The organism is Capnocytophaga genosp. AHN8471, from assembly GCF_016806945.1.
Taxonomy (GTDB): domain Bacteria; phylum Bacteroidota; class Bacteroidia; order Flavobacteriales; family Flavobacteriaceae; genus Capnocytophaga; species Capnocytophaga periodontitidis.
On record NZ_JAESPJ010000001.1, the window covers coordinates 31,991 to 56,423 of the forward strand.

Sequence of the window (24,433 nt, forward strand, 5' to 3'; positions counted from 1 at the left end):
CTTTGTAAATATTTTATTATACCTTTGCCTCGCTAAACTTATTTATAATGGGTTTAAAATAGTGAACTAATAATTTTTTAATTTTGTCTATATGAAATATTCATTTTTAAAAATGATTGCTTTTACAGCAATCGCAGGGGTGGCATTTATAGGGTGCCAAAAAGAGGAACTCAACTCTGCTGAGACAGGATTAGTTGCCAATAGTCAAGCAGCTGTTCAGCAAAATGCTGAAAGTCAAAGAGCAACTATTACAGTAGACGATGTAAAGGGAGACTATAAAGGTGTCCTTGACGAAGTTGTAATGAATGGGAATAAGAAAAGCCCTGTTTATGATCAACTTTTCAGTGTAGAAAAACATAGTAATGGTAAATTTAACTTATATTTACCTCCTTTTAAAATAGGAAATATGCCAGGTACAATTACTATTGACACTAAAGGAATCACTCTTAATAATGATGGTTCTTTCCGTGCTAATAATCTAAAAAGGTCTGTGATTTTAAACACTCCTATTAGTACACATAGATACACAGCTACCTTAGTAGAAGGAAAGTTTACAAAAGAAGGTGATACCTGCAAATTAACAGTAGGAATTCATAGCGAAGGTAAATTTGCATTCATCACCCTTTTTACTGCCTATGTTCATTATGATGGTAAGCAAGTGAAAAAATAATCTTCTTACTTCTACTCTTAAAAGTCAGAAAGTAACAACTACAATTGTTGCTTTCTGGCTTTTACTCTTAACTTCAACTGTAATTAATTTCCTTACTATGAAAAAAATACTTTTATTATTTATAGGGCTTTCCTTCTTCGCTTGCAAAAAAGAAGAACAAAATAAGCCTATTGAAAATACCGACCCTAAACTGCAAACAGCTATCAGCGTACTAAAAGGCGATATGGTATTAGGGCAACACGTGAAATTGGCTGGTACGGACAGATCATTATTGCCTTCGGGCGTACCTACCAAATTTACTTTTACTTGGGACGAGCCCAGCAAACGCCTCAAAATGCACCTCGAAAAAATACAACCGGGTACTATGCCTTTTGCGGTGAGTATGCAAGCTTCCTTGGAGGTAATGGAACTCAGCTATTGGGACAAGCAGGAATACGAGGGCAATTGGATAAAATTCTACGACAAAGCTGCCGTAACTACCCCTTATGTACCTAAAGATTACCAAGGTACTCCTATTACTAAAGAAGGCAGTACGGTAGTAACGGGCTTCTTCAACGTAGATACACACGAGGTGTATTTCTTAATCCAATACAATATGATGAACGTAGTGGGCACGGTGTTTAAACAAAAAATTGACCGCTCTCGCTTAGCTCACTTTCAAGAAGAACTCGATGCCTACGAAGAGGCGTTGGCAGAAAAAAAATTGGACACAGGGGTTGAAATCTTCCACAGTGATAACAACCAGCAAGCTATTACGCTTTTGGGAGCTACTCAAACTATTACGGCTAAGCTCACCTACGAGGGTAAAACTACAGAGGTAGCCTTGCCTATCACCTTTGTGTGGGACGGTAAAGAGCCTAACAATGTAACAGGGCGTATGCAACTATCACTTGCCAAAACGGCAGTGAGTGGGGTGAACTTGCAATTGGATTTCAGTGGCAAAGCGCGTTTTATAGATGTGCTTACCCAAAATGAGAAGACTATTTACGGGCAAGGCAATACCGATAAAACCAAACTCAAAGCAGCGGACGTAACCACTACCCTTTGGGACGCTACGGGTACACAAACGCTTAAAACTTCTGCTAAAGGCGAAGTGCGAATGATTGTGAATGTAGAGAAAAAAATAACCTCCTTCTCTTACCTTAACAAAGAATTAGGACTTACCATTTATGCCAAAGAAGTAGCTATAAGACCTTAATTTAATGAGAATCACCATATCCATTTTACTATTTCTATTAGGAGGAATCCTCTCAGCCCAACAGGTGCGTATGCGGGTGCTCGACAAGGGTACCCGCTTGCCTATAGCTGCTGCTGTGGTGAGTTATACTGAGCCTGCTTATAGTGATAAACTACAACACAGCATTGCCGATGACAATGGCATTGCCCTCCTGAAAAGGCGCAAGGGGGGTGTGCTGCATTACACGGTGCAGTCGCTGGGCTACACACTGCTAAAAGGTACGCTAAACGCAGAAAACGAGCTCACGGTATACCTCAGTGAGGAAACTACCCAATTGGCGGGCACTACCCTCACAGGTAGAACGACGGGTGCTACCGTGCGCCCCACCAAAGAAACACCTACGGTGGTGCAGGTCATTACGGGGCAGGAGTTAGTGAAAGCGGGGTATAGCAATATCCAGCAGGCGCTGATGCAGGAAACCCCTGGGATGAATATCCAAAAGGTGGGTTTCGGCAACGAGATAAGTATGCAGGGCTTGGATGCGCGCCATATCCTCTTCTTGATGGACGGCGAGCGTATGACGGGTGAAATGGCGGGTAACCTCGATTACGAGCGCTTCAACTTGCACGCTGTGGAACGTATTGAGGTGATGAAAGGGGCGTCGTCTACCCTCTACGGTTCGAGGGCAGCAGGAGCTGTCATCAACATTATCACCAAGAAAACAGATAAGCCTTTTGCTATTACGGTAGGTTCGCGACACGCCGAGATGAATGAGCGCAATTACCACAACCCTGAGCGGCGTGATTTTCTCTATATGTTTGAAAAGAATGCCGATAAGCCCAACCTGCAATCGTGGGTGTCGGCAGGGGCTAAGATAGGGAAGTTCACTACTCAAACGGATGTGTGGTTCAGCAGTCAGGATGCATATTACCTTTACCAAAAAGAACCCGATCGCAAGGTGTATACCAAAGAAGCCAATCCGTTTCTCAGTAAAGATACTGTAGTGCAAGCCACCTTTTTGCGTCCGCCAATGGGTATTGAGGGGGTTGAGCATCTCTCGGCTTCACAAAAACTGTATTACGACAGTAAAAACTTAAGCGTACAGCTATATGGCACGGGCTTTTTGATGAACTCGTATGATATGGTGCAAGACCTCTATTTCTCGCAAACCAAAGACTTCACCGGAGGGCTAAAACTCTCCTACCGTCTTAAAAACTATTTCGCACTACACGGCACTTTCCATACCGACTTTTACGAGCGCTACAAACGTCACGAACGCCGTGATGTAGATAAAAAGGTGTATGACTCTAAGATTATGCAACCGCGACTCACGCTCACCTCGCAATACTTCAAAAAGCACGACCTCATTTTGGGGATTGACTATTTTCAAGACGACCTCACCAGCGACCGCTTTGCAGCCAATCGTATGCTCACACGAGGGTTGAAGGAATGGGAGTTCTTCTTTCAGGACACCTATACCATAAGCCCTAAGTGGCAAGTGGAAGCCGGATTGCGCACCAATTACAGTCTGCAATTTGGTACGATGGCACTGCCGAAAGTAGCCATAAAATTCTCGCCTACCGAAGCCCTTTCGTACCGCTTGAATTACGCCAAAGGCTATCGTTCGCCTTCTATTAAAGAGTTGTTTTTTAATTGGGATCACTTGGGAATGTTTCAAATTATAGGCAATGAGATGTTACAACCTGAGAAGAACCATTACTTTTCGGTAGGAGCTGAATATGCGGTGCCTAAATTCTTTATTTCGGGGAATGCCTTTATCAATCAGTTTCAGGATAAGATAGAAGGGGTGTGGAAAATCTACGAGTTTCAGTATAACTTCGAGTATATGAACCTCAGTCAGCAACGCCTCTTAGGCTTTGACCTGCTCACCCGCTGGAAGATAGTGCCCGCCCTTACGCTCAACGCTTCCTATTCGTATGTAGATGTAAGTAAAACAGAAGGCTTGCGCATCAACACTACCTCGCCTCACGCCGCTACTGCAGGGCTTGAATACAAATGGTATCGCGACAACTACGACCTATCGGCAAACCTGACGATGAGTATGATGGGTAAGAAAACTTTTGATGTGCAAGATCGCATCACGGTGCAGGAAGAAGTACTTTTATACGGTGGTGGCACGCAACGGCGCCCTGTGAGCAAAGAGGCGTATTTTCGTTGTGAATTGCCTGCTTACGCACTCTTCAACTTAAATGTACAACAGCGCTTTTTGAAACATTACAAGCTGAATGTCGGGGCAAATAATATTTTCGATTATAAACCTTCAACCTTGGGCTCTGGCGTAACGATGTTCAACATTCCTGCTACTGCAGGGCGTAGGTTTTTTGTGCAGGTAGAGATCGATTTTTAAATTAGCAAATATGAAAAGAATCTTATATAGTATACTGATAGCTTTGTTGAGTACGGCTTGTGTGAAATATGAGGCTCTGCCTTTTACAGGCAAAGTGCTACCGCGTCGTTCGGGGTACATCAATAATGTCACCAACGATTGGATATACTATAACCTCCGTACAGGTGAGATATTCAATGCCTACCAAGTGAATGCCGATATTATAGAAGGCAATCAGAAAAATAGATTAGATTGGGATTTAGCATTCTGTGGTAATAAACTTCGCACCAATAGCGGTACCAGTGGCAACGGACACGGAGGAGTTGCCGATATGGGCTTTCAGGGGTATGACCGCTGGACGAGTGTTTCGCAACTGCCTCACGACCTGCAATGGGTAGTAGATACCGACAACGTGTCTATCACTATGTCACAACGCGAGTGGATAAGCTATACCGTAGCCCATAATATCACAGGTATTCCTTGGTTTGACCCCAATAAAGGCCCCCAACAAACCAAAACCAATGCTAATCCGTTACTCAATAAGGCGTTGGTATTCTCAGGGCCGCCTCCCTCTTATACTCCCTCGTTTCACACTTATATCATCCGCACTGCCGATGGGTTGCGCTATTTTAAGTTACAAATAGTGAGTTGGTATGACGAGAGTATTGAAATAGGCGACACAGGGGGGCGTATTAGTTTTTATTGCGATGAGTTGAAGTAAATCAAAAAAAGTAGTATATTTGCCTTGTTATTTATCACATACTGAAAAAACAATGAGAATATTCATTACCTTTTTCTGTTGGGGCTTTTTTACTTTGGCACAAGCCCAAAAAGCTCCTATTGACCTCAAAAGCAGTGCCGTAGCGCAAGAGCCTAAATGTATAGGTATCACGAAAACTATACAAAAGGAAGGACGTAGCGATTTCTGGCAATGTGTTGATAGCTGGGTGTATGACCATTTTAGCTACCCTCAAGACGCTTTTGACAATGAGCTTGAGGCTGTAGTGTGGGTGCCTTTTGTAATTGATAAAAAAGGTGTGATGTCTGTAAATAAGGATTCTATAGATATCAATGTACCTTATAACAAGAAAGAAGATTTAGAAAAAGGTAAATATAAGGCTATAGAAGAAGTGAGTTATCGTATTTTTGCTAATTTTCCGAAAGTAACTCCTGCTAAAAACACAAAAGGGAAGGTTATCGCTGTGAAAGGTCGTTACCCTATTAGCTTTGAAATCCCCAAAGATGAGCATAAAAACCCTATAAAAGGGGCAGAAGGGCTTGCTAAAGCACACGAGAAAGCCTTAGCCCCTGCTTTAGAAAAAAAGGCTTATAGAGTAGGGAAAGAACACTTATCGGAGAAAGAAAAAATTGCAGATGTCGGTCAGTTTTTTAGTACTACCATTCGCAATAAATACCACTATCCTCCTGCTGCTATTGAATTAGGAATCTCAGGAACCGTAATTGTAAAAATAGTAGTGGACAAAGAAGGCAAAATAACAGCTAGAGCAATAAGAGGTCCTAAAGAATTAAGGGCTGGAGCTGAAAAAATCTTTACAAATCTCCCCGATTTTGTGCCTGCTATCGACCAATATGGAGCTCCTATAAAATCAACGTATGTAATACCTATCAAATATTCTTTTGTTGATGAATAATCTCTAAAAATATTCTTTGAGAGTATGATAGTCTAAATACCCATTTCGACCATTTTTAGTGATTTTATAGAATGAAGGGGATAGCTTTTCAAGATGTTCATACTCAGCAGTTGTTTGAGGATAAATACCCGTTTTACCCTCTTTTACAAAAGTAATACGTTGGTCTTGTTTGTTTATTTCAAGAGTGTCAAATGTTATAGGAAGTACTTCTTTCCCTGTGAGATACTGAGGGCTAAACAGTCTTATATTGTGAGGATATCCATAATCGTATAAAGAAATTGGTACTTTTTCATATCCTCCTGCAAAAACATTTGAAAAAGTATAGAAATACAGACCGTACTTATCACCCCTTTTCACACGGATAGGAATTTGGGTAGCGATAGTTTCCTGAGTATAAGGGTTGTAAAATTCTTTTTTTTCTCCTATAAACGAAAGATACTCCTCAGCAAGGCGATCGGTAAGGTAGTAATTTCGTCCGTGAAGTTTTAAATCATAGTTATCACTTATATACGACACATAGTATTCATTCGTTAAGGAATCTTTCTCTATATGATAGCCTAATTTAGGAGATCTATATACATCATTTCCCTCTCCAAAAATCCATTGGTTTAGATGCTCCTTTGTCTGCCGGATATTGTAATAGCTCACCCCTTTATCAGTAAGCATTTCTACAGAACCATTATCTGTAAGATAAGCCGATAGCACTCCCGTAAGTGGTTGTTTTTCAAAAAGAGCATTGTAGATATCTATTTGAGTTCCTTCTTTCCCGATAATAGCCCAGCGATTGAAGAGAATTGTATCGTAACTTTTGGGTAATACATTTTGAAGGTATCGGTTTTTGAGTTCGTATTTATCACCTTTAGGAAGCAGATATAAAAACTCATTTATCTTGTGATAGTCGTAATAATCAGATAAAAAACCTTGAAAATCAGTGAGGTAGGAGGTATCAATAGACTTCCTTTTTTCAGCTCTCAAAGAAGTACAAACACTGTATTCGCTTGATATAAATAGCGTTTTATGTTGCAAAGGCACTATCATATCCGATTCTTTTAAAAGATATACCTTTCTACCCTCACCAAAATCGAGCGCCATTAAAGGAAAGTAGTCCACCTTATAAGGTCGCCATTTCTTAATCTTAGTTTCTTCAGTATAGAAATATCCACCTACATCTTCTGAATCAGCTTTTTTGTATTGCAAGAGTTGTACTGTTGCCAACGATGGATTTAAAAATTTTACAATGGTTTTGACTCTTTTAGTATACTTGTTATCATTTTCGGAAAAAGACAATAAATGAGAGGTAACAAGCGGTTGGTTTATAAAATTAGCCCATTCGGTAGGGCGGATATCGCGTGGATAGATAAGTTTATCCCCCTTTTCTAATAATTCGGATAGCGTTTTTTCTTCGGTATCATATTTCCACGACAGGGTAAAAGGTCGGTAATAGCCTTGATAGGTTTCATCGTAGTGTTCTTGTAGTGAAGCCTCGACATATTTGCCATTGGGAGTTTGTTTATAGACTGTTATGTTACTATCTTTATTGTAAACAATGAGCGCAATATCTTGCGAAGGCAATGTATATTGCGCATAAGCCAAAGAGGTAAAAAAGGATAATATGGCAAGCCAGAGTTTCATTTTATCAAAGATGATTTTAGTTTTATGAGGCAAAAATACATTTTATATTGCTTATTTCAAATAAATTTTTTATATTTGTCCCATTATTTATCACATACTGAAAACAATGAGAATATTTATTATCTTTTTGTGTTGGGGCTTTTTTACTTTGGCACAAGCCCAAAATACTACTATTGACCTCAAAAGCAGTGCTATAGCGCAAGAGCCTAAATGTACAGGCATCAAGAAAACTGTACAAAAGGAAGGGCGTAGCGATTTCTGGCAATGTGTAGATAGCTGGGTGTATGACCATTTTAGCTACCCTCAAGACGCTTTTGACAATGAGCTTGAGGCTGTAGTGTGGGTGCCTTTTGTAATTGATAAAAAAGGAGTGATGACTGTAAATAAAGATTCTATAGATATCAGTGTTACTTATGACAAGAAAGAGGATTTGGAAAAAGGTAAATACAAGGCTATAAAAGAAGTCTGTTATAGTATTTTTGCTAATTTTCCGAAAGTAACTCCTGCAAAAAACACAAAAAGGAAGGTTATCGCTGTGAAAGGCAGTTACCCTATTAGCTTTACAATCCCGAAAGATGAGGATAAAAAGCCGATAAAAGGGGCAGAAGGGCTTGCTAAAGCACACGAGGAAGCCTTAACACCTGTCATAGAAAAAAGAGCTTATAGGGTAGGGAAAGAACACTTATCAGAAGAAGAAAAAATTGCAGATGTCAATCAGTTTTTTAGTATTACCATTCGCAGTAAATACCAGTATCCTCCTGCAGCTCTTGAATCAGGAATCTCAGGAACCGTAATTGTAAAAATAGTAGTGGACAAAGAAGGCAAAATAACAGGAAGAGCATTAAGAGGTCCTAAGGAATTATGGGCTGTCTCTGAAAAAATCTTTACAAATCTCCCCGATTTTGTGCCTGCTATTGACCAATATGGTGCTCCTATAAAAACAACGTATGTAATACCTCTCAGATATTATGTTGCTGAATAATAATGCCAATCAAGGGTTAAATTAACTTGTTGATTTAAAAACCTCCCCCCCTAACTCACTTACTTGGCAATTGCCGACAACCCTCCAAAGGGATAACCTCCCCCTAACCCCCTCCAAAGGGGGAAGTGCGATGCAAAATCGATAACATTCTGTTAATCAGTATTATTATTTTTTCAATTCTTGATTTATACTAATCACTAAAAATATTCTTCAAGAGTATAAATATCTAAGAAGCCTTTTCGACCGTTTTTTTCTATTTGGTAGAAAGATTCTGTAATGGGTACTAAAACATCGTATTGAGGGGTAGTAAATTGAGGAAAAACGCCTATTTTGCCATTTTGGTAGAAAAGAATCCGTTCGTTTTTATCTTGTTCTATCTTGTTGAAAGCGATAGGGAGGAGCTCTTTGCCTTTGAGTTGATGAGATTTGTGATATTCGTACTCAAAAAGTCCAAAGAGGTTGCCTTGTTGCACACGTAAAGCTTCAAAAGGGAATTTTTCTTCTATGGAAAATCCTGAAAATTCTGTTGTGCCATCTGCAAAAGCAATTTTTTCAGTTGGTTTGCGATCTATAAGGTAATGCTTTTCCTTGATAATATTGGGATTATTAGTGTCTACTCTTTCTATATAAGGTTTAGGAGTTTGCTTAATACGGTATTCTAACCAACGTTCTATAAAACTAGTTCCACATTCTTCTATTTCTCTTTCAGGTTTATCGAGTTCTTCGCCACAACAATCATAGTAATGAGCTCCATTGTCATCAAGTACTTCCAGAGCATCTAGGTGTAGATATACCTTTTTTAGGTTTGGAAAGAGCATTTGTTGCAGATATATGTTGTAAATCTCTAAAGAACTTCCCTTTTTTGCTAAGATAAAATGCCCGTTGAACTGAATCTCATCATAAGCAGAGGGCAGTACCCGCTCTCCATAGTTATCTATCAAAATATATTGTTTCCCCTCTTTTTGTATATCGAACATAGTTTCTATATAGCGCCCTTCAGAAAAACAAGGTTTTGAAGTAGGTTCCTTCTGTTTTTTTAAATGGAATGACATTGGTTTCTTTATACTTACAGAGGTACTTATATCATATAACAGATTTTTCTTATCTGTAGGAATCAACAGATAGCTAAGAGTATTACCTCTCGCTAAAGCATAAGCCTTCTTGCCATTGCCAAAATCTAACTCAATAGGCGTTTGATATGATATCAACATATCGCTGAGTGTACTGATTCTCACCAAATGAGGATTGATAAACTCAAGGCGAATTGTATACCCCTCTTTTTCAGAAGTATAAACATTGCCTGTAAAGTTACTGAGTTTAGTAGCGCGCAAGTCCTTTGTATTGAAAAAAGTAGCTTTTTGTTGTAATATTTTACTATCTATAGAGCTATGAGAAGCGATAAGCCATTGTTTATTTTTAAGTTGCAAAAAAGCTCCTGACAGAGAGCTATCAGTTTTTTGATGGCAGAAAAATAGACGTCCATCGGGTTCAAAACCAATAGTATTTATACTATCGGAAGGGATTACTATCTGCGCTTGAGCAGTTGAAAATAAAATCAAGAAGAAAAATAAGACCCTCATAATAAATAACAATTAACAAATAACAATTAACAATTGGCAAAGAATGTGCCAGCAAAATTACTTTTTCAGTTCTTTAATAGTTTCAGTATTGAAAAGTGCGTGTCCTCTTTCTTCTAAGGTTGCAACAATGCTGCGTATTTTCTTTTTTAACGCTAAGGGAAGTTTGTAATAAGAGCGGTCTATTTGGGTATGTCGTCCATCGTCTAAGCTAGAATTTTGATGACGAATGGCTGTTTTCTTTCCTAAGTAGTAAATAATGAATTTTAGTCGGTTTTCTTCATACGGTTCTCCGTATTGAGATTCTGTACCATATAGTACAATAGGGTCTATGTAACCATCGTTATTGAGGTCGGTGAGGCTTATATAGCGTGTGTAGAACCACATTGCTTGTTCAGTATCATCAATAGCATCGGTAATTGTCCAAAGGACTTGAGGTGGTGTATCTTCTTTTAGAAGCACGTTGAAAGCTTTTATAGAGGTTGCTTTATCGGGGTTGCTATTATTTTCAGAAATGATAAGATACTGCTTGCCTAATTTATCTTGAAAAGCATACACTTTCCTGATAGGGAATGTTACCCCTATTTCTTTAAGGGTTTCGTGGGGAAAAAGCGTTTGTACTTGTTTGTCTGTAAGGAGTGTAGCTCCTGAAGAGTCGGGTTGAGCTTGTAGTGATAAGAAGCTAAAAAGCAAGAATAGATAAAGATTTTTCATAAAAACTAAATGGATTTAAAAAAGCTGCCCATTATCTTGAGCAGCTTTTTGTTATTTATAACTCGTTATTCGTCATTCGTAACTCGTCATTAAATCACGCCTTGGTCGAGCATCGCGTGAGCGACTTTCATAAAGCCTGCAATGTTAGCACCTTTCACGTAGTTGATATAATCCTTTTCTTGACCGTATTTGAGGCAAGCGTTGTGGATAGATTCCATAATTTGGTGCAATTTAGCATCAACTTCTTCGCTTCTCCACGCGAGGTGTGCGGCATTTTGAGTCATTTCAAGACCAGAAGTTGCTACCCCTCCGGCGTTCACTGCTTTACCAGGAGCGAAAGGCATTTTAGCATCTTGGAAAGCTTTGATAGCCTCAGGAGTACAGCCCATATTCGATACTTCGGCAACGAGTTTTACACCATTTTTGATAAGCATTTGAGCGTCATCGCCATCTAATTCGTTTTGGAATGCACAAGGCAAAGCAATATCACAAGGGATAGTCCACGCTTTTTTGCCTGCAGTAAACTTACTTTCTTTAGCAAATTTTTCGGCAAAAGGTGCTACGATGTTGCGGTTAGAAGCGCGGAGTTCGAGCATATAGTCAATCATTTCGTGAGTCATACCATTAGGTACTTCTACACAACCATCGGGGCCTGAAAGTCCGATAACTTTTGCGCCCAACTGAGTTGCTTTTTGTGAAGCTCCCCACGCTACGTTACCAAATCCTGATACTACTACGCGTTGTCCTTTAAGGTCTTTGCCAAGTTTTTTCAACATGTGGTCTACAAAGTAGAGTGCGCCATAACCTGTAGCTTCAGGACGAATGAGAGAACCACCCCAGTTGATACCTTTACCGGTGAGCACCCCAGTATTGTACTCGTGGGCTAATTTTTTGTACATACCGTACATATAGCCTATTTCGCGTCCGCCTACACCCACGTCGCCAGCAGGCACATCGGTATCAGGACCTATATATTTCCAAAGTTCGAGCATAAAGGCTTGGCAGAAACGCATAATTTCGGCATCAGATTTACCGGTAGGGTCGAAATCAGACCCCCCTTTAGCACCTCCCATAGGTAGGGTAGTAAGGGCGTTTTTGAAAGTTTGTTCAAAACCGAGGAATTTAAGCATTGAAGGGTTTACAGCTTTGTGGAAGCGGATACCACCTTTATAAGGGCCTATGGCAGCGTTGAACTGCACGCGGTAACCGAGGTTGCTTTGCACTTCACCTTTATCGTCAACCCAATCCACGCGGAAGGTATGAATGCGGTCGGGCTCAACAATGCGTTCAATAATTTTAGCTTTGGCAAATTCGGGGTGTTGGTTGTACACCTCTTGTACTGATTCAAGCACTTCGTGTACAGCTTGTAAGTACTCTTTTTCACCAGGGTGTTTCGCCTCTAAAGAGGTCATAATTTTTTTTACGTCCATAATATATTAATTAGTTATGAATTATGTGTTAATGAATTATTTAGTTACGCAAATATATTAATGAGCGACAAAAGTAGTTAATATTATTGAAATGTGCAAAGAAAACGAAAGAAATTTTTCTTAAAAAGAAAATATAAAGATTTTAACTTATCTAAAGCTCGAAAATTTATAGCACTATTTAGTCTTGTTTTTGTACTAAGTCACTAACAAATTGTTGATATTTTTATTTTTTCTTTCGCAGAATTTGCATTTTAAATAAAAAGCACTATTTTTGCCCCCGAAAAGAAATCTAAAAAAACTTATGGCTTTATTTCTTAGCATACTTCCGATTGCGCTCCTCATCTATTTGATGGTAAAGAAAAATGCGCTTCCTTCGTATATTGCACTTCCACTGATTGCGGGATTGGTGTATATACTTCACCTTACTTATTTTAATGGCTCGTTTGTAGCCGTAAACGCCAATTTTATCAAGGCAATTATCTCGGTAGCTACCCCTATTACAGTAATTTTTGGGGCAGTGCTCTTCAACCGAATGATGGAGATGACAGGGGCAATGAACGTATTGCGCCGCTGGTTGGGCAATATCAGCCCCAATCCTGTTGCTCAACTGATGATTATAGGCTGGGCATTTGCCTTTATGATTGAAGGCGCCAGTGGTTTTGGCACACCTGCTGCTATTGCCGCTCCTCTATTAGTAGGCTTAGGGTTCAAACCCTTGCAGGTGGCCATTCTCGCCCTAATTATGAACTCGGTACCTGTATCGTTTGGGGCAGTAGGTACGCCTACGTGGTTTGGTTTTGGTACACTCATTGGCAATGGAGCTATTTCCGACGATCAGCTTTCGGATATTGGTAAAATTACGGCTATCATACACCTATTTGCAGCTTTCGTAATTCCGATAATGGCACTGAAAGTGATTGTTTCGTGGCGACAAATACGCGAGAATATTGTTTTTATTCTCATCAGTATCCTTGCTTGTACCTTGCCTTATGTGGCCATTGCGTGGTTTAACTACGAGTTTCCTTCGTTGGTAGGGGGGGCTATTGGTCTTTTCATTTCGGTAGGGGTTGCCAGCAAAGGTATTGGTTTATCAAAAACTGATAACAGTGAAATACAGCACGAAAAAGTGAAGACTCCAGAGCTGTTGAAAGCCCTCTTCCCGACGGCTTCACTGATAGTAATTTTAGCAATCACTCGTATTAAACAACTCCCGCTAAAATCTCTTTTGAACGATACTACCGAGTGGTTTACTATTAAATTAGGATATTTAGGAGATTTTCAAGTAACTAAAGGATTGATTTTCTCGTTGAAGAATATTTTTGCTACGGGCGAGAGTGAGAGTTACAAGCTACTTTATGTGCCAGCGCTCATTCCGTTTGTGGTGACGGTGTTGATTTCAATTCCGTTGTTCTCACTGAAATGGAAGCAAACTAAATCGCTTTTTTCAGCCAGTTTTGTACAGATACAAAAGCCTTTTTTAGCATTGGTGGGGGCACTTATTATGGTGAATGTAATGCTGATGGGAGGAGAAAACTCAATGGTGCAAATTATAGGTCGTAGTTTAGCCGATGCTACGGGTAGTTATTGGACGATGTTTGCTTCATATTTAGGTGCAGTTGGGGCGTTTTTCTCGGGCTCGAATACCGTGTCAAACCTCACTTTTGGGGCAGTACAATATTCGGTAGCTAATACCACAGGGCTTTCAATCCCTTTGATTCTCGCCTTGCAATCGGTAGGGGGTGCGATGGGTAATATGGTGTGTATCAACAATATTATTGCGGTATGTTCGGTATTAGGTATCGACAGAGCTGAGGGTAAAATTTTAAAAGTTACAGCGGTACCTATGTTTGTATACGGAATTATAGCGGCTGTGGTAGCGCTTTTAGTAATACCGCTCATTTTTAGCTGAAAAACAGATTAGTATTAATAAACAACAAAAGGCTGCATAGAACATTTGTTCTGTGCAGCCTTTTCCAATTAATTAATTTAACCCATTTTAAACATTTCACTTCTTAGCAAAAGTAAGCAGAACAGTTCCTTTATCGTCCTTTAGTAATAACTGTTCGTTTTTCACTTCATATTTAGCTACTTTTTTCATTGCAGAGCCAAAGGCATCGGCAACTTCCATTTTGTCGGGGCAAAGCATTAGTGTAGAAGCTAAATCACTAAACACTAATTCGTTATCGGATACTTTTACGATGCCTCCCATAAAGGTATTACAGCTGTCGGAGCCATTTACCTTCATTTCTTTCACATTGAGTTTTAGGGTAGGTTGTGCTTCGGCTGTTACGGCAGTAGTTCCCATAGTAACTAATTGCCATTCACCTTGCAAACTATTAGAATTAACGCGTGCAGTATTACAACTGCCTAACCCTATTGCTACAGATAATAGCATTAAAAACTTGATTTTTTTCATTGTATGATTACTTTAAAAATTATTTCTCGGTGAAATAGATATCAAGCCCCATTGTACCATCGTCATCCTGACTATAAAACGCCATTAGTTCCTCTTCGCGGTAGTAAAATTTGTAATCTTGATAAGGATAGGGTTTATTAGATGCCGAAAAGATGATTTGGTTGTTGCGTTTATTGATGCGCCAAGCTACCTCTACTTTGTAGATGAGACGAGGTTGCTTAGTAATCGTTAGTTTTTCTTCTTTGATGATAGCTTTATCTTTCAAAAAGGTTACAAAGATATATTGTTTTGTATTGATACTATCACCAGCGGCTCTTTTAGTAATTTCACCCTCAAAGTGCCTATCGATGAGGTCGGTGCGTTCTTGTGCATATAGGTTTAGCACGCCCAAAAACAAGAGGATAACGAGAATTCTATTCATAACATTTACTTTTTTAAAGGTTTATATATTGAGTTGTTATGCTTCAAATGGGGTTGTTTTCTCGGTTTGGGTTGTAGTAGAACACTGCTGGTTGAATGGTTTTATTTGATATATTTTTTGAGTGTTTTGAGCAACTCGTTAGTTCTGAGGTTGTCGCCTTGGGCTAATAGGTTGCCTTCGGGGTCGATGAGAAAAGGTGCAGGGATGCTACTAACGCCATAGCTATTAGCGGCTTTATTTTCGCTGTCCCACACATTGTACCATACCATTCCTTCCATTTTGATAGTGTCGAGCCAAGAGTCTTTATCTTTAGGTCTATCAATGGATACAGATAGTATAACAAAGTTTTTTTCTTTGAGCTCTTTATAGGCTTGTTTGAGGTATCTGTTTTCTTTTTTGCAAGGCATACACCACGATGCCCAAAAGTCGATGAGTACGTATTTACCGCGTAAGGAAGACAACTTCAATTCTTCACCATTGGCTTGTGGTAAGGTGATTTCGGGTACGGGTTTGTGGCGTTGCAATGTTTGAGCAAAGGTTGGGGCAGTTGCTAAAAGGAAAAGCGCTATGGCTGTAAATAATAAATTTTTTCTCATTTGTGATTTTGTTTTTTAGTATTCAGATTTTACGCATACAAAAATCTGACCATTTTTTTAATGATTTGTTTTTGAGGTTATTTAATTAGAAATATCCTCCTTTTTTGCGGTCTTCCATCGCTGCTTCGGTTACTTTGTCGTCTATACGGGTTTCGCCGCGTTCCGAGATGCGAGAAGCAGTGATTTCGTTTACCACTTCTTCAAGGGTTGCAGCATTGCTTTCTACGGCGGCGGTGCAGGTCATATCGCCTACAGTGCGATAGCGTACACGCTTGTTGAGAATGGTATCATTTTCATCTATTTGAATGAAAGGTGATACGGCAATGAGGCGACCTTCGTGTTCAATTACTTCGCGGTTGTGAGCGAAATAGATAGAGGGGAGTTCAATTTTCTCTTGTTGGATATAGCTCCACACATCGAGTTCTGTCCAGTTTGAGATAGGGAATACGCGTACATTTTCACCTTTTTGGATTCTACCGTTATAGATGTTCCAGAGTTCAGGGCGTTGTAGTTTTGGGTCCCACTGACCGAACTCATCTCTTACTGAGAAGAAACGTTCCTTGGCACGAGCTTTTTCTTCGTCGCGGCGTGCGCCCCCGATGCAGGCATCGAAATGGAATTCTTCAATAGTATCTAATAAGGTGTGTGTTTGCAGCCAGTTACGAGAGGCGAATTTGCCTTTGGGTTCAGTAAGACCTTTAGCTTTGATAGTATCTTCTACTTGTCGTACAATGAGTTCAGCACCAATACGTTTGGCAAGGGCATCGCGATAAGCGAGCGCTTCGGGGAAGTTGTGACCTGTATCGATATGAACCAATGGGAAAGGTATTTTCATAGGGGCAAAGGCTTTCATAGCCAAGTGCACCAAGGTAATAGAGTCTTTTCCACCGCTAAAAAGTAGAGCAGGGCGTTCAAATTGAGCTGCTACTTCGCGCATTATATAAATACTTTCAGCTTCTAATTGTTTTAAATGTTCTTTATTCACGATTGTTACTTGTTATCTATTTTACTACATCGAAATCAAATTCTAAGGGGTAGATTCCTTGTACATCGATTTCGCGACCTTGAGCGTCTTTAGCGGGAGCCATTTTGGGGAATTTTTGAAAAAGGCGTTTACCTTCGGCTGCTAAAATAGGTTCTCCTTCTACTTTTTGAACAGAAAAATTACCTTTTTTGTCAATTAGGTAATATACTTTCACATTTCCTTTGATTTTTTTGTTGAGGGCTTCTTGAGGATAATTTAAATTATTGACTATCCAGTCGTTCAAACATTCGTCAAAATTAGCTTCTTTGGTGGTATAAATGCTTTGATAATGCAAGCAGTGAGGTTTTTGTTTTACCACTGAAGTGTTATTAATGTCAACAGCTTTACTGTCTTGAGCTTGTGTAGTAGCGAAACTGGCTACTAATAAGATGCTTGTTACTAAGGTTTTAATTGCTTTCATTGTTTTAGATATTTTAAAATTTTCAAAAAGTATTTATACATTAATTTTGCTTGATGTAATTGAGAATTGCAAAAAGCTACTTTGTTCTGTAAGTTTATTTTCTAAGGCTAATTGATAATGTTTTACTGTTTCTATAAAGTTCAGTACTATAGTTTTGAATTCTATAGTATGATCATACTTTGGAGTTCTTTTTTACAGTTGAAAACATAATCTCTTTACTTACAAATTTTACAAAGGTACAACTTTTTTTTAACTAACAAGTTTCCAACCATTTTTCTATTACTTTAGGGAAGTGCTCGTATTCTAAAAGGTGTATTTTTTCTGCTAAAGAATCAGCGGTATCGGTAGGTAATACTTGGGTTTTTGCTTGAAAGAGGATGTTACCTTCGTCGTAATGTTCGTTTACATAGTGAATGGTGATACCGCTTTCTGTTTCGCTATTGGCTACTACGGCTTGGTGTACGCGAGCGCCATACATTCCTTTGCCGCCGTACTTAGGCAGGAGTGAGGGGTGGATGTTGAGAATGCGGTTAGGATAGGCAGTTATAAGATTTTCAGGTACTTTCCATAGGAAGCCTGCCAGCACAATAAGGTCGGGTTGTTGTGTTTTGAGAACATCGAGTACTACATTTGTTTTGTAGAAAGCTTGTCGGTTGAACACAAGAGAAGGGATATCTAAGCGTTTAGCGCGTTCCAGCACGCCAGCTTGTAGATTGTTGCAGAGGATTAAACTCACTTGAGCGCTACCTTTTTCGCTGAAATAAGTAGCGATACGTTCGGCATTTGAGCCAGAACCAGAGGCAAAAACAACGATTTTTTTCATAGTTGAATAGGCAAATTAGCAAATTGTGAAAGGGTAACTTTCACGGCATTTTCTATTTCGGTATAGGTAACTTTTTCTTTTCCTATATAAATAAAGGCTAAAGCGTAGGGTTGTTCAGTTAGAGGTAAAAGGTGTTTTTGTAGTCGATAAGCCTCTCGCAATCGGCGTTTGAGTAAATTTCTATCTACAGCGTGTTTAAAAGTGCGTTTAGGCACACTTATCAGTAACTGATAAGGTACCTTAAGAGCAGTGATAGGGGTATACAACAAACGTATGGGGTAGGCTGTAAGTGCCTCACCCTGAGCGAAAAGTTGCTGTATATACTCACGTTTGCAGAGTTTTTCGGCTTTTGGGAAAGTATACATAGGGCAAAAATACGAATAATTTGTCAATTAGCAAATTTAGTCACTTAGCAAAATACATATTATCAACAGATATAACCGAAAATCTATTTCTTAAAAAACGTTAAATTTTCATTTTAATTTCATCTAAATGAATGTTTTTATCTAAGTACTTTATTTTTAGTTTATCGCTTTATTTACTTAAAAATAAATAACTTACAGTTTAATAGTCACATATAAGAAAATCTTCATTTTTTTAAGAGAATATTTGAGGTATTTTCATTGAATCTTTAAAAACGTTGAGAATACTGTAATTTTTTAACAATAATGCTAAGTAATCTTTAAAAAACAGTTTTTTGGAAAAGATTTTGCACTCTTTAAAACGGCCGCCAAAAAAAATGCTATATAAATTTGCATTTATAATTTTTTTTTCTGAAACTTTGCAAAAATAATTGACTTAATATAATAGCGATGAAAGAAAAATTGATGTACGCACTGTTATGCGCTGTGCTGTTCGTCGGCTATGCTTTTGCCCAAGAACACACCGTAACAGGGGTAGTAAAAGATGATGCGGGCACTCCGCTACCCGGTGCCTCTGTAGTAGTAAAAGGAACCTCTCACGGGGTCGCTACCGATTTTGATGGTAAATACTCCATCAAAGTACCTAATAATAAGGCTGTATTGGTCTTTTCGTCATTAGGTATGAAGCCTGTCGAACGTCCTGTAGGTAATAACAAGGCAATCAATGTAACACTTGAAGTGGAAGCGCAACAGCTTACCGGTGTAGTGCTTACAGGTTACCAAGAGTTCGACCGTTCTAAGTTTACAGGTAACGCCCAAACCCTTAAAGCCGACAATATTAAAATGGACGGCGTGGTGGATGTAGGTCGTATGATTGAAGGTCGTGCCGCAGGGGTAAACGTACAGAACATCTCTGGTACTTTTGGTACTTCACCTAAAATTACTATTCGCGGGGGTTCATCTATCTTTGGTGATACTAAACCGCTATGGGTAGTCGATGGGGCTGTACAAGAAGAAGTAGTGCCGCTAACCTTCGAACAGCTCGCCTCTGGTGATGCTTCTACTTTGGTGAGTTCGGCTATCTCTGGTATCAATGCGAACGATATTGAGAGTATCGAAATTCTTAAAGATGCTTCAGCCCTTTCTCTTTACGGTGCACGCGCCCTCAACGGTGCCGTGATTATCACCACTAAAAGCGGTAGAAAAAACGTAAAAACTCAGCTAAACTACCAATTGGAAGAGTCGGTGCGTATGATTCCTAATTACAATCAGTACGACATTATGAACTCTCAAGAGTCTATGGGAGTCTACCGCGAATTGGAGGAAAAAGGCTATTTTTCACTTTCTTCATATACACAAGCGCGTTATGGAGGGGCTTATAATATAATGTATCGCGCTATCGATACTTATAACCCTGCCACAGGTACTTTCTTGCTTGAAAATACCGAAGCTGCACGCCTTGCTTTCTTGCGCAAATACGAATACGCCAATACCGATTGGTTTAAAACACTTTTCCGTCCTTCACTTACACAAAACCACACTGTGAGTCTTTCAGGTGGGGGTGAAAATGCGACTGTATATGGTTCAGTAGGTTTCTTTGTAGACCCAGGATGGACAATTGCCGACCGTGTGCACCGTGTAACAGGGAACCTCAAAACCACCTATACCCTTTCACCCAGCGTAAAAATAGGGGTGCTCACTCAAGGGTCCATACGTACCCAAAAAGCTCCTGGTACTTACAACCGTACTGCCAACACTGTAAGTGGTGGTTATGATCGCGATTTTGATATCAACCCTTTCAGCTATGCGCTCAATACCTCACGTGCATTGCGCCCTTATGGTGATGATGGCAAATACGAGTACTACAGCTACAACTATGCTCCTATGAACATCCTCAACGAGCTCGCTAATAACTATATGGATTTGAACGTGCTCGAGTATAAAATTCAAGGGGATTTAGAGGTTAAATTAGCTAAAGGACTTAAATATAACTTCCTCGGCTCTGTACGTCACGTAAAGAGTTCAAACGAACACTCTATGAGAGAAAACTCTAACGTGGTAGGAGCTTATCGCGCCAATCGCACTACTGTGATTGCAAAAGCCAATCCTTTCTTGTTTAAAGACCCAGAAAATCCTGATATGATTCCTCAAGTAGCATTGCCTAACGGAGGTATCTATAAACTTACCGAAAACAACTTGCAAAGTTACTACTTCCGCAATGCTTTGGAGTACAAACGTTTGTTTAAAGAAAAACACGACCTAAAAGCATTCTTAGGGCAAGAATATCGTCATACCGACCGCGATAACTCTTTCTTCAACGGTTATGGTTACCAATTTGAGCGCGGAGGCACTGCCTTTACCGATTATCGTGTGATTCAAAAAGCAATTCAGGATAACTCTCCTTACTTTGGTAAATCATTCACTAAAGAGCGTGGTATAGCCTTCTTCTTACAAGGAACTTATACTTACGACAACCGCTATGTATTCGCTGGTACAGCCAATTACGAAGGTTCTAATCAATTGGGTAGAAGCCGCAGTTCACGCTGGTTGCCTACTTGGAACGTGAGTGGTCGTTGGAATGCTTCTAATGAGAGTTTCTTGAAAGACAATACCAAGATTTCTAACCTTGCTTTCCGTTTGAGCTATGGGCTTATCGCTGGTTTAGGTTCTGCCAGCAACGCTTTAGCAATCTTTAAAAACGAAGTAGCTAACCGTTACAATCTCAGTGATAGAGAAAACACTATATTTATAGAAGCACTTCAAAACTCTGAACTCACTTGGGAAAAAGTATACGAAGCCAACGTAGGTATGGAACTCGGCTTGTTTAAAAACCGCGTTAATTTGTCGTTAGACCTTTACCAAAAGAATTCTAAAGACTTGATTGACTATGTACGTACCTCAGGTGTTGGAGGGCAACTTGTAAAATTGGCAAACAACGCCTCAATGGTGACCAAAGGTATAGAGCTCGCTTTGGATACTAAAAATATAAAAACTGATAATTTCAGCTGGAATACAGGTATCAACTTTGCGTATTTCAACCAAGAAATTACAAGCCTTACCTATCGTCCTAATGTGTACAACTTAGTGCGTGAAGTAGGAGGAAACGTAGTAGGCGGAGCGCGTAATACTTTGTACTCTTACGACTTTATAGGATTGAACAGCAAAGGGTTGCCATTATTCAACTTGCTCAATGGTAGCACTAATTTTGAGGATATTAATTTCCAACAAATTGATAATATCTTGAGTTACCTCAAAAAAGAAGGCCCTGTAGAGCCTAATATCACAGGAGGGCTTTCTAATACCTTCCGTTACAAAAATTGGGAACTCAGCTGCTTGATTACAGTAGCCGCAGGTAACAAAATACGCAAACCCGATCAATATAGTGTAGATTACAACGACCTTAGCGTTTTCCCTAAAGAGATGAGAAACCGCTGGATCAACCCAGGTGATGAAAGGGTAACCAATATCCCTGCTATTGCCGATAAAAGAACGGTAAACGAAGTAGGTAGAGCTACCCTCCGTCGTGTGTACAACGCCTATAACTATTCAACTGAACGCGTAGTTGATGGTTCGTTCGTTCGTATGAAAAGTATTGGGCTCTCTTATGCTTTCCCTAAAGACGTATTAGACGCTCTACACGTGAACAACCTTACCTTGCGCTTGCAAGCTACTAATCCGTTCTTGATTTATGCCGATAAGAACCTCAATGGTCAAGACCCTGAGTTCTTCCGCACTGGTGGGGTAGCTTACCCTGTAAATACCCAATATACCTTTACTATCAATCTTGGAATCTAAAAAAATACGTAAGCAATGAAAAAGAATATATATACACCCATAATAGCCCTCTTTTTAGGTTTATCGTTTACCGCTTGCAATAAATTTCTGGACGAACTACCCGATGCACGTGCAGAACTCGATACACCCGAAAAAATACAAGAGCTCTTATCAAGAGCCTATCCTGACGCGCTGTATGCTGATTTCTGCGAAACAATGAGCGATAATGCAGGTGATAAAGTAAACCTTACTCAGTCGTCTATATTCAATACACAAATGTATTCTTGGCAAACTAACAACGAGTATAGCACTTGGGATACACCACCTCACTATTTCTATGCCGCTTATGGAGCAGTTGCCAATGCAAACTACGCCTTAGAAGCTGTAGAAAACCTTGGTGGCGGTAGTGATCTCAACTACCTCAAAGGAGAAGCCTTGGTAGCCCGTGCTTATGCACACTTTATGTTAGGACTTTTTTGGTGCAAGCCTTTTAATCCTGCTACCGCTGCTACCGATTTAGGTTTGCCTTATGCCACTAAAGCCGAAAGAAAAGTGTTTGAAGTTTATCGCCGTATATCAGTAAAAGATTATTACGATGCGATTGAAAAGGACTTGACTGAAGGTTTACCTCTTATTGATAACAGCAAGTATAGCAAACCTAAATTCCACTTTACCAAAGAAGCGGCTCACGCTTTTGCTTCGCGTTTCTACTTGGTAAAAGGCGATTGGGATAAGGTAATTTCACACGCCAATGAAGCTCTTGGCGCTAATCCAGAAAACAAACTACGCGATGTAAAAGGACAACGCCCACGTACCTACGCACAACAAGAGCTATTGTACGCTAGTTCCGATGAACCCGCTAATGCTCTAATTGTAGGCGCTTCCTCTGTTTATGCAAGAAACTTTGCTTACAATAAATATGGCTTGACTTTACAAAAATCGGTAGAAGTATTAGGTGATAACAAGCATCCGCTAAACGGTTTCCGCGCTACTTGGGCTTATCCTCTTTACGGAAACGACGATTATCGCAATTTCCCTAAATACCAGGAGTATTTTAAATATACCAATGTATCAGCAGGTAATGGGTACGCTTATGATATGGCAGTACTCATCTCTTTCGATGAGGTATTCCTCAACCGTTTGGAAGCTTACTTGATGAAAGGCGAAAAAGCTAAGTTCCTTACTGATTTGGTAGTTTTCTTAAAAAAGAAAACAATGCAAAATATCCCAGATTCTTTTGTGTTGAGTGAAGCAGATATGAATACCATTTATCAAAACAAAGGTACTGAGTTCGATCCTGCCTATACGCTTTCTACTCAACAACGCGAATGGTTACAAGCGGTAGCCGATGTGAGAAGAGCTGCTTTTGTGTTTGAAGGCTTGCGCTGGATAGACAACAAACGCCTCGGGATGAAAGTTGTACACGTGAAAGGTGGTCAAACTATGGAACTCCCTAAAGATGACCCACGTCGTGAGTTGCAAATCCCTGAAGATGCTATTTCTAACGGTATTACTGCAAACCCAAGATAACTTAACAACAAACATTCAAATTAGTAAGATATGAAAAAGTTATATATCGCCGCAGTGTTAGCGCTGTCGTTAGCTGCCTGCAACAATAAAGAAACCCTTAGTTCTGAGAGTGTATTAAAACCCAGAACAACGGCTAAAACGCCATTAGATACCTATATCTACAACAATTTCCAGAAACCGTACAACATTATAGTTACCTATAACTATATCGATGCCGATTTTGAAATGGGTAAATATTTTTACCCTCCTACCGAAGCCAAAGTGCAACCGATGCTCGAAATCGTAAAAAAAGTATGGATTGATGCCTATTCCGAGGTAGCAGGGCCTAACTTCATAAAAGAAGTAGCACCGCGCCAAATCTCTCTTATCGGGGGGTACAACGTAAACCCCAGTGGTACTATTACCCTTGGGTTTGCCGATAGCGGTATGAAAATCACCCTTTTCAATGTCGATCAGCTCGATGTGACCAAACACGCCGCTACTCGCCAATATTTCCATACCATTCAGCACGAGTATTGCCACATCATCAACCAGAAGAAACCTTATTCATCTGAATATGGCAAGATTACCCCTTCTGGTTATACCGCCAACTGGTATAACGTGCGAGAAGCTGATGCTAACGCCGCTGGTTTTATCACCCCATATTCTATGTTGAATGACATCGAAGACTTTGCCGAGATGACCTCTGGAATGCTCAGTATGAGTAAAACCGCTTGGGATGCTAAAATAAACGCCATCAGTAGCGCCACAGGAAAAGAGGCTATCCGCAAAAAAGAAGCTTTTGTAGTAGCTTATTTCAAAAGCGAATGGAACATCGATATCTACCAGCTACAAGCTAAAGTAGAACAACAAATGCTATCAGTATTACAATAACGCTAATCTCAT

At 39.7% G+C, this 24,433-nt stretch carries 21 protein-coding genes; 10 read left to right on the forward strand and 11 right to left on the reverse strand.

Annotated elements, in window-relative coordinates:
• Positions 1–112: 112 nt before the first annotated feature.
• The 5 genes from JMN12_RS00185 (at position 113) to JMN12_RS00205 (ending at position 5,846) form a co-directional block, all read left to right on the forward strand.
• Positions 113–670 (forward strand): calycin-like domain-containing protein, encoded by a 558-nt coding sequence (locus JMN12_RS00185; protein WP_203136031.1) that lies wholly within the window; start codon positions 113–115, stop codon positions 668–670.
• A 97-nt stretch (positions 671–767) separates the two neighbouring features.
• Positions 768–1,868 (forward strand): DUF4903 family protein, encoded by a 1,101-nt coding sequence (locus tag JMN12_RS00190; protein WP_203093729.1) that lies wholly within the window; start codon positions 768–770, stop codon positions 1,866–1,868.
• A 4-nt stretch (positions 1,869–1,872) separates the two neighbouring features.
• Positions 1,873–4,215 (forward strand): TonB-dependent receptor plug domain-containing protein, encoded by a 2,343-nt coding sequence (locus JMN12_RS00195; RefSeq protein WP_203136033.1) that lies wholly within the window; start codon positions 1,873–1,875, stop codon positions 4,213–4,215.
• Positions 4,216–4,225: 10 nt separating this feature from the next.
• On the forward strand, positions 4,226–4,915 hold the full coding sequence (locus JMN12_RS00200) for an HmuY family protein (protein WP_002674066.1): 690 nt from the start codon (positions 4,226–4,228) through the stop codon (positions 4,913–4,915).
• A 52-nt stretch (positions 4,916–4,967) separates the two neighbouring features.
• Positions 4,968–5,846, forward strand: coding sequence for an energy transducer TonB (locus JMN12_RS00205; protein ID WP_203136043.1), 879 nt, complete (start codon positions 4,968–4,970; stop codon positions 5,844–5,846).
• A gap of 3 nt (positions 5,847–5,849) precedes the next feature.
• Here the strand turns inward: JMN12_RS00205 and JMN12_RS00210 are convergent, their stop codons facing one another.
• Positions 5,850–7,478, reverse strand: a complete 1,629-nt coding sequence (locus JMN12_RS00210) for a hypothetical protein (RefSeq protein ID WP_203136044.1) — start codon at positions 7,476–7,478, stop codon at positions 5,850–5,852.
• Between the two features lie 106 nt (positions 7,479–7,584).
• Between JMN12_RS00210 and JMN12_RS00215 the strand changes: the two genes are divergently transcribed.
• Positions 7,585–8,460: an energy transducer TonB gene (locus tag JMN12_RS00215; RefSeq protein WP_203136054.1), complete on the forward strand. Its 876-nt coding sequence runs from the start codon at positions 7,585–7,587 to the stop codon at positions 8,458–8,460.
• Positions 8,461–8,657: 197 nt separating this feature from the next.
• Here JMN12_RS00215 and JMN12_RS00220 read toward each other — a convergent pair whose 3' ends face one another.
• The 3 genes from JMN12_RS00220 to gdhA form a co-directional block, all read right to left on the reverse strand.
• Complete coding sequence (locus JMN12_RS00220; protein ID WP_203136056.1) at positions 8,658–10,040, reverse strand: hypothetical protein; 1,383 nt, start codon at positions 10,038–10,040, stop codon at positions 8,658–8,660.
• A 57-nt stretch (positions 10,041–10,097) separates the two neighbouring features.
• Positions 10,098–10,751, reverse strand: coding sequence for a M949_RS01915 family surface polysaccharide biosynthesis protein (locus JMN12_RS00225; protein WP_203136058.1), 654 nt, complete (start codon positions 10,749–10,751; stop codon positions 10,098–10,100).
• A gap of 89 nt (positions 10,752–10,840) precedes the next feature.
• Positions 10,841–12,181, reverse strand: a complete 1,341-nt coding sequence (gene gdhA, locus JMN12_RS00230) for an NADP-specific glutamate dehydrogenase (protein WP_203136060.1) — start codon at positions 12,179–12,181, stop codon at positions 10,841–10,843.
• A gap of 301 nt (positions 12,182–12,482) precedes the next feature.
• On the opposite strand from gdhA, the gene JMN12_RS00235 reads away from it, so the two are divergent.
• A complete protein-coding gene (locus JMN12_RS00235) occupies positions 12,483–14,090 on the forward strand; it encodes an L-lactate permease (protein WP_203136062.1) in 1,608 nt (535 codons plus the stop codon).
• Between the two features lie 96 nt (positions 14,091–14,186).
• Here JMN12_RS00235 and JMN12_RS00240 read toward each other — a convergent pair whose 3' ends face one another.
• The 7 genes from JMN12_RS00240 to rnpA all read right to left on the reverse strand — a co-directional run bounded on the left by JMN12_RS00240 (position 14,187) and on the right by rnpA (position 18,247).
• Positions 14,187–14,597: an META domain-containing protein gene (locus JMN12_RS00240; protein WP_009413975.1), complete on the reverse strand. Its 411-nt coding sequence runs from the start codon at positions 14,595–14,597 to the stop codon at positions 14,187–14,189.
• Between the two features lie 19 nt (positions 14,598–14,616).
• A complete protein-coding gene (locus JMN12_RS00245) occupies positions 14,617–15,018 on the reverse strand; it encodes a hypothetical protein (RefSeq protein ID WP_009413974.1) in 402 nt (133 codons plus the stop codon).
• A gap of 101 nt (positions 15,019–15,119) precedes the next feature.
• The gene (locus JMN12_RS00250) at positions 15,120–15,614 is read right to left on the reverse strand and encodes a peroxiredoxin family protein (protein ID WP_198467452.1); all 495 of its coding nucleotides are present in this window, start codon (positions 15,612–15,614) and stop codon (positions 15,120–15,122) included.
• Between the two features lie 85 nt (positions 15,615–15,699).
• Positions 15,700–16,599, reverse strand: coding sequence for a sulfate adenylyltransferase subunit CysD (gene cysD, locus JMN12_RS00255; RefSeq protein ID WP_088593404.1), 900 nt, complete (start codon positions 16,597–16,599; stop codon positions 15,700–15,702).
• Positions 16,600–16,615: 16 nt separating this feature from the next.
• On the reverse strand, positions 16,616–17,059 hold the full coding sequence (locus tag JMN12_RS00260; protein ID WP_198467453.1) for an energy transducer TonB: 444 nt from the start codon (positions 17,057–17,059) through the stop codon (positions 16,616–16,618).
• A gap of 253 nt (positions 17,060–17,312) precedes the next feature.
• The gene (gene purN, locus JMN12_RS00265; RefSeq protein WP_203136070.1) at positions 17,313–17,882 is read right to left on the reverse strand and encodes a phosphoribosylglycinamide formyltransferase; all 570 of its coding nucleotides are present in this window, start codon (positions 17,880–17,882) and stop codon (positions 17,313–17,315) included.
• Positions 17,879–18,247 carry a ribonuclease P protein component gene (gene rnpA, locus JMN12_RS00270; RefSeq protein ID WP_009413969.1) on the reverse strand — a complete coding sequence of 123 codons (369 nt, stop codon included), beginning with the start codon at positions 18,245–18,247 and terminating at the stop codon, positions 17,879–17,881. Before rnpA ends, purN begins: the two co-directional genes overlap by 4 nt.
• A 447-nt stretch (positions 18,248–18,694) precedes the next feature.
• Between rnpA and JMN12_RS00275 the strand changes: the two genes are divergently transcribed.
• The 3 genes from JMN12_RS00275 to JMN12_RS00285 are packed head-to-tail and all read left to right on the forward strand — an operon-like array spanning position 18,695 to position 24,421.
• Complete coding sequence (locus tag JMN12_RS00275; protein ID WP_009413968.1) at positions 18,695–22,039, forward strand: SusC/RagA family TonB-linked outer membrane protein; 3,345 nt, start codon at positions 18,695–18,697, stop codon at positions 22,037–22,039.
• Between the two features lie 15 nt (positions 22,040–22,054).
• Positions 22,055–23,548 (forward strand): RagB/SusD family nutrient uptake outer membrane protein, encoded by a 1,494-nt coding sequence (locus JMN12_RS00280; RefSeq protein ID WP_203136079.1) that lies wholly within the window; start codon positions 22,055–22,057, stop codon positions 23,546–23,548.
• Positions 23,549–23,578: 30 nt separating this feature from the next.
• Positions 23,579–24,421 (forward strand): putative zinc-binding metallopeptidase, encoded by an 843-nt coding sequence (locus tag JMN12_RS00285; protein WP_009413966.1) that lies wholly within the window; start codon positions 23,579–23,581, stop codon positions 24,419–24,421.
• Positions 24,422–24,433 lie beyond the last annotated feature (12 nt).

Bases quoted from the DNA above. Each gene is read 5' to 3' on its own strand.
- purN (WP_203136070.1), bottom strand. From the start codon at position 17,882: ATGAAAAAAATCGTTGTTTTTGCCTCTGGTTCTGGCTCAAATGCCGAA.
- JMN12_RS00245 (WP_009413974.1), bottom strand. From the start codon at position 15,018: ATGAATAGAATTCTCGTTATCCTCTTGTTTTTGGGCGTGCTAAACCTA.
- JMN12_RS00240 (WP_009413975.1), bottom strand. From the start codon at position 14,597: ATGAAAAAAATCAAGTTTTTAATGCTATTATCTGTAGCAATAGGGTTA.
- JMN12_RS00210 (WP_203136044.1), bottom strand. From the start codon at position 7,478: ATGAAACTCTGGCTTGCCATATTATCCTTTTTTACCTCTTTGGCTTAT.
- JMN12_RS00225 (WP_203136058.1), bottom strand. From the start codon at position 10,751: ATGAAAAATCTTTATCTATTCTTGCTTTTTAGCTTCTTATCACTACAA.
- JMN12_RS00200 (WP_002674066.1), top strand. From the start codon at position 4,226: ATGAAAAGAATCTTATATAGTATACTGATAGCTTTGTTGAGTACGGCT.
- JMN12_RS00280 (WP_203136079.1), top strand. From the start codon at position 22,055: ATGAAAAAGAATATATATACACCCATAATAGCCCTCTTTTTAGGTTTA.
- gdhA (WP_203136060.1), bottom strand. From the start codon at position 12,181: ATGGACGTAAAAAAAATTATGACCTCTTTAGAGGCGAAACACCCTGGT.
- rnpA (WP_009413969.1), bottom strand. From the start codon at position 18,247: ATGTATACTTTCCCAAAAGCCGAAAAACTCTGCAAACGTGAGTATATA.
- JMN12_RS00205 (WP_203136043.1), top strand. From the start codon at position 4,968: ATGAGAATATTCATTACCTTTTTCTGTTGGGGCTTTTTTACTTTGGCA.
- JMN12_RS00250 (WP_198467452.1), bottom strand. From the start codon at position 15,614: ATGAGAAAAAATTTATTATTTACAGCCATAGCGCTTTTCCTTTTAGCA.
- JMN12_RS00275 (WP_009413968.1), top strand. From the start codon at position 18,695: ATGAAAGAAAAATTGATGTACGCACTGTTATGCGCTGTGCTGTTCGTC.
- JMN12_RS00185 (WP_203136031.1), top strand. From the start codon at position 113: ATGATTGCTTTTACAGCAATCGCAGGGGTGGCATTTATAGGGTGCCAA.
- JMN12_RS00220 (WP_203136056.1), bottom strand. From the start codon at position 10,040: ATGAGGGTCTTATTTTTCTTCTTGATTTTATTTTCAACTGCTCAAGCG.
- JMN12_RS00195 (WP_203136033.1), top strand. From the start codon at position 1,873: ATGAGAATCACCATATCCATTTTACTATTTCTATTAGGAGGAATCCTC.
- JMN12_RS00285 (WP_009413966.1), top strand. From the start codon at position 23,579: ATGAAAAAGTTATATATCGCCGCAGTGTTAGCGCTGTCGTTAGCTGCC.
- JMN12_RS00235 (WP_203136062.1), top strand. From the start codon at position 12,483: ATGGCTTTATTTCTTAGCATACTTCCGATTGCGCTCCTCATCTATTTG.
- JMN12_RS00190 (WP_203093729.1), top strand. From the start codon at position 768: ATGAAAAAAATACTTTTATTATTTATAGGGCTTTCCTTCTTCGCTTGC.
- JMN12_RS00260 (WP_198467453.1), bottom strand. From the start codon at position 17,059: ATGAAAGCAATTAAAACCTTAGTAACAAGCATCTTATTAGTAGCCAGT.
- JMN12_RS00215 (WP_203136054.1), top strand. From the start codon at position 7,585: ATGAGAATATTTATTATCTTTTTGTGTTGGGGCTTTTTTACTTTGGCA.